The sequence below is a fragment of the Pauljensenia sp. 20925_1_25 genome (genome assembly GCF_041433955.1).
Taxonomy (GTDB): Bacteria; Actinomycetota; Actinomycetes; order Actinomycetales; family Actinomycetaceae; genus Pauljensenia.
The window spans coordinates 20,564-34,283 of record NZ_JAPWCL010000002.1 but is presented as its reverse complement, the minus strand read 5'-3'; the positions used below and the strand labels follow the sequence as shown (position 1 = coordinate 34,283).

Genomic DNA, 13,720 nt, shown 5'->3' with positions numbered 1-13,720 from the left:
ACTGACGAAGGAGTTACACTCATGGGGACTCGACCCATCATCGGTGCGCTCGGAGCGCCGATTCTCGCGGCCACCATGCTCGGCCTCACCCCCGCAGCGACCATCGCAGCCTCCGACACCCCCTACCACCCGACCGTTCTGTGGGCGACCTCCGAAGAGACAGTCGGCGAAGGTGCCCCGAATGGCACCATCGCAGCGCTCGTCGACGACGACACCGCTCGCACCGACGCGACCAAGACCTTCTGGACCACCAAGTGGAAGGGAGGCCTCGACCCCTACCCCCACGCCCTCGCCGTCCAGAACCCCACGCCTGGCACCCAGGTCTGTGGCCTCGGCCTGACCCCGCGCCCCACCTACGATTCGACGCTCGGAAACGACCAATTCCCCGGCGAATACCGGGTGTTCGCCTTCGACGAAGACCCCGGCAACCCTGCATCCGACGCGTCCTTCGACGACTGGAAGACGAAGGTCGCCGCGGGCACGTGGGACGGCGGCACCGAACTCGCCCACGGTTCCGACCTACAGTACGGGAACAAGGAACAGTACGTCACCTTCCCCGCGACGACGAAGCGCGTCATCGCCCTGGCAGGCCTGCGCTCCCTCGCCCCGGGTAAGTCGGACATGGCCCTATCCGACATCAAGCTTCTGCCCTGCGACGCCGACGGTAACGCGATCACCTCCTACGGCGGCGACGAAGGCGGCGGCGACAACGACGCGGTCCGCCCTGTCGTTCCTCACCCGGAGGCTCCCGAGCAGGGATCGGGCGCGTCCGACCTCGTCGTTGACTTCGTCATCGACCAGCTGCCTTACGGCGAACCCGGCAAGCCCGTGGACTTCGCCCCCAGCACCCACACCTACACGGCCACCGGCTACTACCACGCCACGACCGTCTCGGCCCGCATCCGCACAGTCGACGGAGCCACCGTCACCATCAACGGCGCGACCCCCGACGCCGATGGACGCGTATCCAACCTTGACCTGACCACCGGCCTAAACGTCATCACCGCGACCGTATCCAAGGACGGCAAGGAAGCCACCTACGTCGTCAACATCACCAAGGTGGAGACCGACTTCCGCGGCAACGTGCTCGTGCCCGCCACGGCCTCGGCGAATGGCGGCACCGAGGCCGACAACGCGGCCCTGACCGACCTCGACCCCGCAACGACGTGGACCTCCGATCCGCTCGTTCGTGCCAGCGACTGGTCGAGCAATGTCACCGGCATCGAGCTGCACCTGGGCGAAGCCCGCTACGTGCACCGAGTCAACGGCTGGGGCACCCCGACCCTGCCCGCCGGCGCGCAAGGATGGCACGGCGGTAACTCCGTGGCCATCGCTGTCCAGGAGGCCGACGGCGGCCCGTGGACGACCATCGTCACCCACGGCTCGCTCACGCGCGACGCGCGCGGCCTGTGGTACTGGGACTTCAACGCCTACCACCTCGCCACAAACATCCGCATCTGGATGAACGACGAGACCGAGCCCCAGACACCCCAGAACATCGCGACCGCCGTCACCTTCAACGACGTTGAGGTATGGGGCCTGCCCGCCGGCAAGACTCCCGTCGCCCCGGCAGTCGACAACTCCATGTACGAGCGATACTCCGGCTTCAACCCCGGGGAGAGCACGTGGGGCGTCAACCGCGCCCAGGCCCTCGCGCTGCAGTACGGCGTCATGATGCCCGCCTGGGTTCCCTCCGAGGGCTACGGTCGCGGCGGCTTCGACGCCAACGAGCGCGACCTCACGGGCGGCGCATTCCCCATGTTCTACGACCTGCCCATGTTCAACACCCCCATGATGGAGTCCCTGGGCAAAGGCGCGCCGTGGGCCCTCGCCAAGGCCCCCACCGGCAAGAACAGCATGTGCAACGCGGGCGATCCCCACGACTTCATGAACCAGTACATGGCGCCCTATGCCTCGACGCTCGTCGACATTCAGTACGGCGATGAGGGCGGATTCAACCGCGGCGAGTCCGAGTGCTTCAAGAACTGGTTCGCCTGGTCGAAGCAGAATATCCCCGGTGCGGTCGTCCACGCCAACTCCTGGGACGATCCCTCCTGGTACCGCGACGCAAACTTGAGCTACTACGTCGAGAACGCCCAGCCCGACCTACTCAGCTGGGACAAGTACTACTGGGGAGCCAACGGCGGCCCAGCTCCGAGCACCGTCGTCATGGACCTGCTGAACACCAACACCTGGAAGAAGCAGCGCGAATACGGCCTCAAGGGCATCACCGGTGACGGCTCCAGCCCAATCCTGTACGGCCAGTACCTGGACTACAACTGGGACGCGAACGTGTCCGCCTCCGAGAAGTCGATCGTGCCGTCCCTGGGCCTGGCCACCGGCCAGAAGTGGTTCGGCCTGTTCCGCATGGAGTACAACGGCTACGACCGCTCCTCGATCATCGACCACGATGGTGCGCCGACACGTTCGTTCTACGAGTTCTCCACCATCTTCGGCAACGTCTCCTACATCGGTAACTACACGAAGGCCATGAACTCCACGTTCGTCGCCTACAAGCCCGGCCAGTACGCGGCCCGTTCCGATACCCCGACGCTGAGCGGCTACACCTACGGTAACTTTGCCACCGGCGACGAGGCCGTGGCCGCCAACGAGGCCGTCGGCCTGGTTGACATGTCGGTGACCAACGTCGGCTCCGTCAACGACGGTCTGCCCGGTGACGTTGTTGTCGGCTACTTCGAGCAGCTGGGCGGTCTGGATGGTGCCAAGTCGGCCGAGATCTTCGGCGATTCCACGACGGCCCCCACGGGCTTCATGGTTGTCAACGCTCTGACCGGCCAGACACGCTACCCGTCCTACCTCCTCGACCCGCGCACCGACAACGGCTCGCTGGCCGAGACCGCGCAGGACATCACCCTGACCGTCAAGAAGCCAAACGCGAACGCGCACCTGATGCTCGTCAACCCCGCCGACAAGACGACGCAGGAAGTCGAGCTCGGCGATGGTGAAACCTCGCAGGTCGTGCTTCACGCTGTTGGTGGAGGTGACTCACGTTTCCTGTACTGGGTGACCCTCGAAAACCCGACCCCGGATCCGACACCGGATCCCTCACCCGAGCCGAACCCTTCCGTGGATCCGACCCCCGCTCCCACCCCGGACCCGACCGTGGATCCCACCCCGGACCCGACCCCGGATCCCGCGCCCCAGCCTCGCGCAGGCCAGTGGAAGTCCGGCTATTTCGGCTGGTGGTACGCCTACTCTGACGGCACCTACGCCGCGAACGAGACCCTGGTCATCGATGGCCTCACGTACCGCTTCGACGCAAGCGGCTACCTGAAGATGGGCTGGGTCCACGACGGCGGACACTGGTATTACCACGGCACCAGCGGCGCCCAGCAGGTCGGCTGGGTGAAGGATCGCGGCTCCTGGTACTACTTCGACCCCGCGACGGGAGCGATGACGACCGGGTGGACGCAGATCGGTGGGTCCTGGTTCTACATGTCCTCCTCCGGCGCGATGCGTACCGGCTGGGTGAAGGACGACGGTACTTGGTACTACCTGTCGCCCTCCGGCTCGATGACCACCGGCTGGACGCAGATCGGCGGCTCCTGGTACCACTTCGGCACCAGCGGTGCGATGACGACCGGCTGGTATCAGGAGGGCCCGACCTGGTTCTACCTACGAGGCAGCGGCGCCATGGCCACCGGCTGGGAGCTGATCGGCTGGACCTGGTACCACTTCGCGCCCTCGGGCGCGTGGATCGGCTAACCGAGTTGCCACGTGAATGACGAGGCCGTGGCCGGGTATTCCGGCTGCGGCCTCGTCCGCGTGGGGGAGGGTCAGTCCTTGCGAATCGCCAGGGACTCGACGCGGTGATCGGCACCCTTGGTGAAGATGAGGGTGGCGCGCTCGCGGGTGGGCTGGATGTTTTCGCGTAGGTTCGGCAGGTTGATCGCATTCCACACCATGTGTGCGGTGGAGACGGCCTCGGTGTCGGTCAAGGATGCGTAGGTCTTGAAGAATGAGTCCTCGCGGGTGAACGCTGTCGCTCGCAGTTTGAGGAAACGCTCGACGTACCACTGCTCAATATGTTTCTCGTTAGCGTCGACGTAGATGGAGAAGTCGAAGTAATCGGAGACGGCGACGGAAATGGAGCCGGGCGCGGAGCGTGGGGGCTGGAGGACGTTGAGGCCCTCGACGATGAGGATATCGGGGCGGTCCACGTCGATGTAGGTGTCTGGAACGATGTCGTAGGTGACGTGGGAGTAGACGGGGGCCTTCGCGTGGGGGTTGCCGGCTTTGACGGACGCGAGGAAGGAAATGAGGGCCGTGCGGTCGTAGGATTCGGGGAATCCTTTGCGGGCGATGAGGGAACGCTCCTGCAGGATGCGGTTCGGGTAGAGGAAGCCGTCCGTGGTCACCAGGTCCACGCGGGGCGTGGAGTCCCAGCGCGAGAGCAGGAGCTGGAGGAGGCGGGCGACGGTGGACTTGCCGACGGCGACCGACCCGGCGATGCCGATGACGAAGGGCGTCGAGTGAGCGTCGGATTCACCCAGGAATGCGTGGCGCTCAGCGGAGATGCGCCGACGCCCGTCGATGTAGAGCTGGAGGAGGGCCGACAGGGGCCGATAAATCGTGTCGACCTCGGTCATGTCGATGGGGTCGCCCAGCGACGCGATCTGGTCGATGTCCTCCTGAGTGAGCGGCAGGGGAGTGCGGTCGGTCAGGGCATCCCACTCGTGGCGGTCGAAGCGCGCGTAGGGGCTGGGGTTGGCCCGCCATCCCACGTTCGGGGCCGTTCCCGACGAGGCCGTGGATGGGGTGGGCGAGGAAGCGTCAGTGGTGCTCACGGGGTTATTGTCCCTCACATGGGGTCCTCTTGCGCCCCGTGTTCACCTGACGTACGCCACGTGAAGCGACACGCGTTCGGTGTGCCGGGACGGCACCGATGTGTTGGAATTAGGGGCATGTGCGGAATTGTTGGACATATTGGATGTAAGGCTTCCCAGCGCAGCCGCGAGGTAATCCTCGGCGGTCTGGCGCGCCTGGAGTACCGCGGCTACGACTCGGCGGGCATCGCCCTGACCGGCGCGGATGGCCTCTACGTGTGCCGCGCGGTCGGCAAGCTCGTGAACCTCGTGGAAGAAGTCGACGCGGATAGTCCCGCCGACGCTTTCGCCGGCATCGGGCACACCCGCTGGGCGACCCACGGGCGCCCCACGGTCGCGAACGCTCACCCCCACACGAGCCCCGACGGTCGTTTCTCGCTCGTGCACAACGGCATCATCGAAAACGCGGACACCCTGCGCGCCGCCCTCGTCGCCGACGGCGAGACCTTCGCCTCCGAGACGGACACCGAGGTGGTCGTCCACCTGCTGGCGCGCGCCTACGACCAGGCCACCCCGGCCTCGTACACGGGAGCGGTCGCCGGGCTGACCGGGACCGACGAGGAGGTCGCGCGCCGACTGGTCGTCGCCATGCGCGCCGTCACCGCTCAGCTCCACGGCACCTTCACTCTCCTGGTTGTCTCCAACCAGTCCCCGAACGTCATCGTCGCGGCCCGCCGCTCCTCCCCGCTGGTCATCGGCCTGGGCGAGGGCGAGAACTTCCTAGGGTCGGACGTGCTGGCCTTCGTCGAGCACACGAACCGTGCCGTCGAGATTGATCAGGACCAGGTCGTCGTCGTCTCCGCGACCGACGTGACCGTCATCGACCCCGACGGCATGCCCGTGGCTCTCAAGGAGTACGAGGTCGACTTCTCCTCCGACCGCGCCACCAAGAACGGCTGGCCGACCTTCATGGAGAAGGAAATCCACGAGCAGCCCGACGCCGTGGGTGCGACCCTCGCCGACCGCATCGACTCCTTCGGTCACCTGGCCCTGGACGAGGTGCGCATCCCCGAGTCCGTCCTGCGCTCCGTCGACAAGGTCATCATGATCGGCTGCGGCACCGCCTCCTACGCTGGCCAGGTCGCCCGCTACGCCATCGAGCACTGGTGCCGCATTCCCGTCGAGGTCGAGCTTTCCAGCGAGTTCCGCTACCGCGACCCCGTCGTCGGTGAGAAGACCCTGGTCGTCGCCATCTCCCAGAGCGGCGAAACCATGGACACGATCCAGGCGATCCGCCACGCGCGCGAGCAGGGCGCGAAGGTCGTTGCCATCGTGAATACGCCCGGCTCGACCATCTCGCGCGAGTCCGACGCCGTGATCCTCACCCACGCCGGCCCCGAGATCGCGGTCGCCTCCACGAAGGCCTTCACCGCGCAGGTCGCCGCCTGCTACATCCTGGGCCTGTACCTGGCGCAGGTGCGCGGCAACAAGTACGCCGACGAGATCGCCGACTACATGGAGAAGCTCGCGCGCGTCCCCGAGGCCATCGCCCGCGTCCTCGAGAACGGCGAGACGGTCCGCCAGTTCGCCCGCACCATGCAGGACGCGACCTCGGTCATCTACCTGGGGCGTCACGTCGGCTTCCCCGTCGCCCTCGAAGGCGCGCTCAAGCTCAAGGAAATCTGCTACATCCACGCCGAGGGCTTCGCCGCCGGCGAGCTCAAGCACGGCCCCATCGCCCTGGTGGACGAGGGACAGCCGGTCATCGTCATCGTGCCGACCCCGCGCCGCCCCGAGCTGCACGGCAAGGTCCTGGCCAACATCGCCGAGGTCCGCGCCCGCGGTGCCCGCACGATCGTCGTCGCAGAGGAAGGGGACACCTCCGTCGACGAGTTCGCCGAGGTCGTCTTCCGCGTGCCCCCCGTGCCGACCCTGTATGCACCGCTCCTGACCGTCGTGCCGCTGCAGATCTTCGCCTGCGAACTCGCCACCGTCAAGGGGCTGGACGTCGACCAGCCGCGCAACCTGGCCAAGTCCGTGACGGTGGAGTAATCCACCCGCGCGGGGCGCATGCCCCGTGAACGTTCCCGGGCCTCGTTCCTCATCTGGGACGAGGCCCGGGCCGCTTTTACGGACCGGTGTCAGTTTCCTCATGCTCGTGGGCGACTGTGAGTTCCCCTTGCATGTTGTACGAGGCAAGCCGTCGACGGCATGTGCGCTCACAATTCAATACCCCCCGGCTACCATGGAGTTCATGAGTGTCGCAGATAATTCCTCCAGGTCGAATGTGTGCCTCGACCTGCCTGCGGACTTCTATTGGTATGGCGGCGGTAATGGAACGGCTCAAGAGCACATCAGCTTAGCTGTAAATGCTCTTATGGCGGCCATCAAGGAGCCAACGAACCGTCGCTGGAATCCGTACCAAGAGGCGATGATCCGCGCGAGTTTTAGAAAGCGCCTTGAAAAAGCCGCACAAGGCAAACTTCGACCACCGGGAGAACTGAAATCTCTGCGTGGCGGTGTTACTCTCTTCGAAATTCGCTGGCGGGACATTGATGTTCGCGAAGTTAATTCCTCAGGGATTGACTCCTATGCTCAGGTTGAGGTCCGTCTCATTCACGCTCAGCCATTCGATCAGCTCGGTCGTTGCATACTGGGCCTCCATGCTCATGAGAAGGTGATCATCAAGGGCAACCCGGCTGCGACCAAGGCCGCGCAAGACGCTGAGATCGACATTGCTGAGCGTCGCCTCATCTCTGGATATTCCACAAACTGGGGTGTCGAGCGGCGCACACAACATGACTGAAGTTTGCATAACACCATCTCACACTTATATAGTTTAATCTATGACTTCAGTGAGTGATGAGAGCCTTGAGCGCCGCGCAGATCTGCTGGTCGATGCGAGGGATCGTCTTCTCGAGGGTTTGGTAAGGCTCCGCAAGGAGCATAAGCTCAGCCAGCAGACTGTCGCCGAGCGCATGGGCGTCAGTCAGCCTACGGTCGCTGCGTTTGAACGCTATGACGCTAATCCGACTGTGTCATCCATCATCCGGTACGCGATGGCCGTCAATGCGCTCCTCGACATCAAGGTTGTCGATGACTGTGGTGAGGGCGTACCCGCTACGTGGCAGATGACCGGAGCCGCCCAGGCAACTGTTCGTGTGCCTACGCCCTCGCGTAAGACGCAGGCGGTCGCCGACGACTGGAGTATTACGCAGGAGCCAGCTCATGTCTGATGTGCCCCTCTTGGTAAGCGTCGAAGAGATGCTTGCAACTGCGAAACTTCAACTTGTGGACATTCGCTTTGATCGCCTGTCGATTGAGCTTGTGGATGCTGCTCCCCAGGCTGGTTCCGATCTTGAAGGTAGTGAGCCTACGCCGATCGAGATCAACTGCATGCTCGGAACTCGGCAGGAAGGCAAACGCTTCGGAACACGGTTTGAGTTCCGGATCACGGCTCCACAGTGGGAGGCCGTTATCGCGGTCATTACCGATTATGAGGGCTGCCAGGAGTTCGCGCTCTCCCCTGAAGCCCCTGCAGACTTTGCATCGAGAGTTGCGCTCATGGCGGCGTTTCCTTACGTTCGTGAAGCCCTCAGTGATTTGACCACGCGGGTTACCGGCACGGCAGTTCTCCTGCCTCTCATTCGCCCCGGCCAAATCACGTTCGCTCCCAATAAGTAGTCTAGGCGGTTTTCTTACAAGGGCTGTGCGCGTCTCTTCCGTATTTTGTTCGCCCTATAGTCCGACACCAGGCTGCAGCCCCGTGAACGTTCCCGGGCCTCGTTCCTCATCTGGGACGAGGCCCGGGCCGCTTTTACGGACCGGTGTCAGCTTCCGGAACCGGGGCGTGCGCTGCGTCATCGAATGGGCCTGATCTGGTGAAAGGCTTCACGATGTGCATGTGAAAGAGCAGCCAAAACCGCGATGGAGATTGCAGGCGAGGGGGAGGGGGCGACTAGCGTTGAAGAGGTGGCGGGAAGCCCGCCGCACCATTCAACGCAAACAAGCCCCGGCCTCGTGAAACGGGGCCGCGACCACCCCAGGAGGTGCGCACATGACTCTGTCCACGATCCTCATCGGCATCCTGCCCTCAGTCTTCTTCGGCGTCGCTACGACGCTGATGGGAAAGACCGGTGGCTCAGACCGCCAGCGAGTCATGGGCGCCGTCCTCGGCGGCCTGCTTATGGCTGCCGTCGCCACCCCGTTCCTGCACCCCGCGTGGACACCCCTGAACCTGGGCGTCTCCTTCCTGACCGGCCTGCTCCTCGGCGTCGGCGTGTGCGATCAGCTGCGCTCCTACTCGGTGCTCGGCATGAGCCGCACGATGCCCCTGTCCACCGGCGGCCAGCTGGTCCTCATGTCCCTGGCCGGCATCGCGATCTTCGGCGAGTGGCTCCACGGCGGCGCACTGCCCTACGGCCTCGCCGCCATCGCCGTCCTCATCGTCGGCATCTGGTTCCTCTCCCGCTCCGAGTCCGGCTCCGACGCGGCCTCCCTCGACTGGAAGCGCGGCGCGTTCCTGCTGACGACCTCCACGCTGGGCCTCGTCGCTTTCCCGCTCATCATCAAGTGGTTCGGCATCCAGCCCGCCGAATTCCTCCTGCCCCAGGCGATCGGCTACACCGTGTACTGCGGCGTGTTCTTCGCGATCCAGGGCCGCGGAGGAGTAGCCCCCGAGGACTCGCTGCGCCACCGCCGCATGCTCCCCTCGACCTTCAACGGCGTCCTGTGGGGCACCGCCATCCTGCTGCTCCAGCTCAACTCCAACAACCTGGGCGCCGGCACCGGCTTCACGCTCTCCCAGCTCGGAATTCTGATCTCCACCCCGCTGGGTATCCTCTGGCTCCACGAAACCCGCACGCGCAAGGAGCTGCGCTGGACCATCATCGGCGTTGCCCTGGTCATCGTGGGCGCGGTCCTGGCGGGCGTCGCCAAGACCCTCGACGTCGCCTAACCGGCGCGTTCACTCCCCCGGAGTCGGGGGAGTGAAGAGCTGGACGGGCTGGCCCCACAGGACCGTCTGTAGAACAGGTTCCATCGGGGGCCAGCCCCGGCGCGCTCGCCGTTGCCTCGAGCGGCCCGTGGCTCGACCTCATCGTGAGGGGAGCGCGCGACCGCTACATCGGTTCCCAGAGGGCGCACGACTGCCGTGAAGCCGGAGGATCCCAGGACCGCAGTCCCTCCCAGGCCTCGGCGCAGGGCTTCGTGCCCGCGAGCGCCGTTGGGAAGCGCGCGGAGGCGCGCGAAGAGATGGGACAATGAAGACATGTTGACATGTGACGGCCCCGCCCTGACGTTCCCGCAGGCGCGCTCAATTGAAGAGCGCTTTGTCCGTGAGGCTGCGGAGATCGATGACCCGGATCTGTATATGCGCCAGGTCGGCGACGCGGTCGCGCAGCGCGTTGCCCGACTCGTCGGTGACACGGCCCCTCTGTTGACCGAACCTCACGAACCCGTTGTCCCCGGCCCTCGGGCGGATGTCGTCGCCTTCGTCGGAGGCGGCGACAACGGTGGCGATGCCCTCTACGCATGCGCGACCCTCGCTGACATGGGCGTCAGCGTGGCGGCGATCCTGCTCAAGTGCAAGCGCCACTCCCGCGCGCTGCGCGCCGCCACAGCATCCGGGGTCACCATCGTGGACCTCAAGGGAGACTCAATCAGCACAGTTCTTGACTCCCCGCAGCTCTCCCTGGTGGTATTCGCGAAAGTGTGGATCGACGGGATCGTTGGCATCGGCGGCAAGGGGGCCCTCAGAGGGAACCTCGCGGAGGCCGTTGAGCGGCTCAATGAATACTCGATCCTGATGCGCCCCGCCATCGTCTCGATTGATGTGCCCTCGGGCCTGACCGACGACGAGGGGAGCGTGAAGGGTGCCGTCATGCGTGCCACGCACACGATGGCCGTGGGCAGCTTCAAACGCGCCCAGATCCTGCCGCCCGCCGCGCAGTATTGTGGTGCTTTGGAACTCATCGAGATGGAGTGGACCGGACTCGTTGGTCTGACCCCCGCTGACACGGAGGAAACGAACGGCGAGGTCCCGGTGTACTTCTACGAGGGAACCGGCGGCAGTCGGTTCGTCCAAGCCCCGGCCTTTGACGACGACAAGTACGCGCGCGGTGTCGTCGGCCTCGTCGCGGGATCCGACACCTACCCGGGCGCTGGCCTGCTCGCCACGCGAGGGGCCCTGGCATCGGGCGTCGGCATGGTCCGCCTTAACTCGACCCGCCGCGTCCAGGACTTGGTCCTGGCCGCCGAACCGGGCGTCGTCATGGTGGGCGGGCGCATTCAGGCAGCCCTCATCGGGCCAGGCCTGGACGAGGAGCGCCGCGAGGATGCGCTCGAACTCGCGCAATTCTGCGGCCAGTCCGGCGTGCCGCTCGTCATCGACGCCTGGGCCCTCGACCTGATTCCGGAGCTGGCGGACACCATCAACCCCGAGACCACCGTCCTCACCCCGCACCACGGGGAGGCCGCGCGCCTGCTGACGAGGCTCGGCACGCCGACGAAGCGGGATGAGGTCGCCGCGGCCCCCCTGCGCTACGCGAATCTCCTCCACGATGCCACGGGCTGCCACGTCGTCCTCAAGGGCCCCGTCACCGTTGTGCGGTCCTTCGAATACGCGGACAAGCTCCGTGATCAGGCGCTGCTCGCCAGCTTCATCAACCCGGAGTTGGGCTTCCCCGACCTGGACACGATGGAGCAGACGAGCACCCGCTGCGACTCCACGCTGGTTGCGCCGACCACCACGTCGTGGGCAGGCACAGCGGGCAGCGGCGATGTCCTGGCCGGCCTGATCGCCGGTATCCTCGCCCGCCCCGTCAGGGACGAGCACGCGCTGCCGGGACCCGACGGAAAACCGCAGGCCGTGACTCCCGAACGACTGGTGTCGGCCGTGTGGCTCCACGGTCGCGCGGCGAAGTTGGCCACCGATCAGTACAACGGTCGCGCCCCCATCCAGGCGCGCGACATTGCTGACGCAATCCCGGAGGTCCTCGCCGCATTCGGCTCCTGAGATGGAAGAGTGCAGGCGCAGCCGCACGGCGCGCTCGGGTCTGCGTGAGATAATAGGGGAGTGACTTTCACGAACGAACACGGTCAAGGACGGGATTACCCGTCACGCGCGGTCGTCGACCTGGCCGCTATCCGTCATAACCTGGGCGTCCTGCGTGCCGCCGCCCCCGACGCGCTCCAGCTCGCGACCGTCAAGGCCAACGCCTACGGTCACGGCCTGGTTCCCGTCGCGCTCGCGGCCCTGGAGGGCGGTGCCGACTGGCTGGGGGTCGCGCAGCTGGCCGAAGCGTTCACGCTGCGCAAAGGCCTCGACGAGGCCGGGGTTGCGCGCGCCGACGCCCCTCTCCTCGCGTGGATTTCCACCTCCTCCTCCGATTTTGCTGCGGCCATCGAGTCCGATATTGACGTCTCCGTGTCCTGGACGTGGGTGCTTGCCGACATCTGCGCCGCCGCCCGGCAGGTGGGGCGCCCCGCGCGCGTCCACGTCAAGATTGATACCGGCATGTCCCGCGCGGGTTCGACCCTGGCGGACCTGCCCGCCCTGGCCTCGGCCCTGCGCATGGCGGCCGACGAGGGACTCGTCGACGTCGTGGGCGCGTGGAGCCACATGTCTCGCGCCGACGACCCCAGCGAGGCGGGCAACGCCTCGACCGCGAACCACGTGCGCATCTTCGAGGAGGGCCTGGCAATCCTGGCCGACGCGGGCATCACGCCGCGCATCCGTCACCTGGCCGCCACCTCCGGAATCCTATGGCACCCCGAGACGCACTACGACATGGTCCGCGCGGGCATCGGCCTGTATGGTCTGAGTCCCGACCCCGCCGTCGCGTCCTCGTCCGAACTCGGCCTGGTTCCCGCCCTGACGCTGACCGCGCCCCTCACCTCGGTCAAGGTGATCGAGGAGGGGACCCCGGCCTCGTACGGGGGAACGTGGATTGCGCCCACGCGCCGGTGGATCGGTCTGGTCCCCCTCGGCTACGGCGACGGCATTCTGCGCGCCGTCTCCAACCGCGCCCGTGTCACCGTCCACACCGCTTCCGGTCCTCTCGACGCGCCCCAGATCGGGCGCGTGTGCATGGACCAATTCATGATCGATCTGGGACCTGCCGACGGCGAGGCGGACACCCCGACCGCGCGCAGCGGACAGGCACCCGCAGCAGTCGGTGACCTCGCCGTGCTCTTCGGCGCTGACCCATCCCCTATGGCCGACGACTGGGCGCGCGCCGCGAACACCATCAACTACGAAATCGTCACCAACCTGGGCGCACACATCCCGCGCGCCTACATCGGTGATGCCGACGCGACTGACGGGACCCCCTCATGAACCAGCCCATCGCCTCCTACGCCGTCGAAACCAACGACGCTGACCAGACCCGCGCGCTGGGTGAGGACCTCGGTCGCGTCCTGGCCGCCGGCGACCTCGTCATGCTGTCCGGCGGACTCGGTGCCGGCAAGACGACCCTCACGCAGGGCATCGGCGTAGGCATGGGCGTGCGTGGCCGCGTCGCCTCCCCGACATTCATCGTCGCCCGCGTCCACCCGAACCTCGGCGGTGGCCCCGACCTCATCCATGCGGACGCCTACCGCATCACCGACCTGAACGACCTGGAGACCCTCGACCTGGATTCCTCCCTCGACGAGGCCGTCACCGTCGTCGAATGGGGCGACGGCAAGACCGAAGCCATGAGTGAGGAACGCCTCGCCATCGAGGTGCGGCGCGCCTCGGGAGGGCAGGCGCAGCGCGACGGGGACGTCATCGACTTGGAACACATGGACGACGGCCGCCGCCGCATCGTCCTGCGCGCCCACGGGCACCGCTGGGACGGCGTCCTCGAGGACATCGTCGCCGCCCACGGGGGAACGCGCATCGACCAGGACGCCTCTGAGGGCGACGAGTCCGCGACCGACGAGTAGGATCA

At 66.1% G+C, this 13,720-nt stretch carries 10 protein-coding genes; 9 read left to right on the top strand and 1 reads right to left on the bottom strand.

Annotated features, from left to right (window positions below; genetic code table 11):
- Window positions 1–21 precede the first annotated feature (21 nt).
- On the top strand, window positions 22–3,726 hold the full coding sequence (locus O3932_RS01435; protein WP_371535718.1) for a cadherin-like beta sandwich domain-containing protein: 3,705 nt from the start codon (window positions 22–24) through the stop codon (window positions 3,724–3,726).
- A gap of 71 nt (window positions 3,727–3,797) precedes the next feature.
- Here the strand turns inward: O3932_RS01435 and coaA are convergent, their stop codons facing one another.
- Window positions 3,798–4,745 carry a type I pantothenate kinase gene (coaA, locus tag O3932_RS01430; protein ID WP_371535897.1) on the bottom strand — a complete coding sequence of 316 codons (948 nt, stop codon included), beginning with the start codon at window positions 4,743–4,745 and terminating at the stop codon, window positions 3,798–3,800.
- A gap of 180 nt (window positions 4,746–4,925) precedes the next feature.
- On the opposite strand from coaA, the gene glmS reads away from it, so the two are divergent.
- The 8 genes from glmS (at window position 4,926) to tsaE (ending at window position 13,715) form a co-directional block, all read left to right on the top strand.
- Window positions 4,926–6,839, top strand: a complete 1,914-nt coding sequence (gene glmS / locus O3932_RS01425) for a glutamine--fructose-6-phosphate transaminase (isomerizing) (RefSeq protein WP_371535715.1) — start codon at window positions 4,926–4,928, stop codon at window positions 6,837–6,839.
- Window positions 6,840–7,041: 202 nt separating this feature from the next.
- Complete coding sequence (locus O3932_RS01420) at window positions 7,042–7,593, top strand: hypothetical protein (protein ID WP_371535712.1); 552 nt, start codon at window positions 7,042–7,044, stop codon at window positions 7,591–7,593.
- 40 nt (window positions 7,594–7,633) lie between these two features.
- Window positions 7,634–8,023, top strand: coding sequence for a helix-turn-helix domain-containing protein (locus O3932_RS01415; protein WP_083836227.1), 390 nt, complete (start codon window positions 7,634–7,636; stop codon window positions 8,021–8,023).
- Window positions 8,016–8,471, top strand: a complete 456-nt coding sequence (locus O3932_RS01410; RefSeq protein ID WP_371535710.1) for a hypothetical protein — start codon at window positions 8,016–8,018, stop codon at window positions 8,469–8,471. The genes O3932_RS01415 and O3932_RS01410 overlap by 8 nt, the downstream gene beginning before the upstream one ends.
- A 373-nt stretch (window positions 8,472–8,844) precedes the next feature.
- Entirely contained in the window at window positions 8,845–9,744 is a 900-nt protein-coding gene (locus O3932_RS01405) for a GRP family sugar transporter (protein ID WP_009648119.1), read from the top strand.
- A gap of 312 nt (window positions 9,745–10,056) precedes the next feature.
- Window positions 10,057–11,802 carry a bifunctional ADP-dependent NAD(P)H-hydrate dehydratase/NAD(P)H-hydrate epimerase gene (locus O3932_RS01400; RefSeq protein WP_299241504.1) on the top strand — a complete coding sequence of 582 codons (1,746 nt, stop codon included), beginning with the start codon at window positions 10,057–10,059 and terminating at the stop codon, window positions 11,800–11,802.
- Window positions 11,803–11,862: 60 nt separating this feature from the next.
- Window positions 11,863–13,125, top strand: coding sequence for an alanine racemase (alr, locus tag O3932_RS01395; RefSeq protein WP_299241501.1), 1,263 nt, complete (start codon window positions 11,863–11,865; stop codon window positions 13,123–13,125).
- Window positions 13,122–13,715, top strand: coding sequence for a tRNA (adenosine(37)-N6)-threonylcarbamoyltransferase complex ATPase subunit type 1 TsaE (tsaE, locus tag O3932_RS01390; RefSeq protein WP_371535706.1), 594 nt, complete (start codon window positions 13,122–13,124; stop codon window positions 13,713–13,715). The genes alr and tsaE overlap by 4 nt, the downstream gene beginning before the upstream one ends.
- Window positions 13,716–13,720 lie beyond the last annotated feature (5 nt).

Excerpts from the sequence above, each read along its gene's own strand:
- O3932_RS01435 (WP_371535718.1), top strand. The coding sequence starts at position 22 with ATGGGGACTCGACCCATCATCGGTGCGCTCGGAGCGCCGATTCTCGCG.
- tsaE (WP_371535706.1), top strand. The coding sequence starts at position 13,122 with ATGAACCAGCCCATCGCCTCCTACGCCGTCGAAACCAACGACGCTGAC.
- O3932_RS01410 (WP_371535710.1), top strand. The coding sequence starts at position 8,016 with ATGTCTGATGTGCCCCTCTTGGTAAGCGTCGAAGAGATGCTTGCAACT.
- O3932_RS01405 (WP_009648119.1), top strand. The coding sequence starts at position 8,845 with ATGACTCTGTCCACGATCCTCATCGGCATCCTGCCCTCAGTCTTCTTC.
- O3932_RS01400 (WP_299241504.1), top strand. The coding sequence starts at position 10,057 with ATGTTGACATGTGACGGCCCCGCCCTGACGTTCCCGCAGGCGCGCTCA.
- O3932_RS01420 (WP_371535712.1), top strand. The coding sequence starts at position 7,042 with ATGAGTGTCGCAGATAATTCCTCCAGGTCGAATGTGTGCCTCGACCTG.
- O3932_RS01415 (WP_083836227.1), top strand. The coding sequence starts at position 7,634 with ATGACTTCAGTGAGTGATGAGAGCCTTGAGCGCCGCGCAGATCTGCTG.
- glmS (WP_371535715.1), top strand. The coding sequence starts at position 4,926 with ATGTGCGGAATTGTTGGACATATTGGATGTAAGGCTTCCCAGCGCAGC.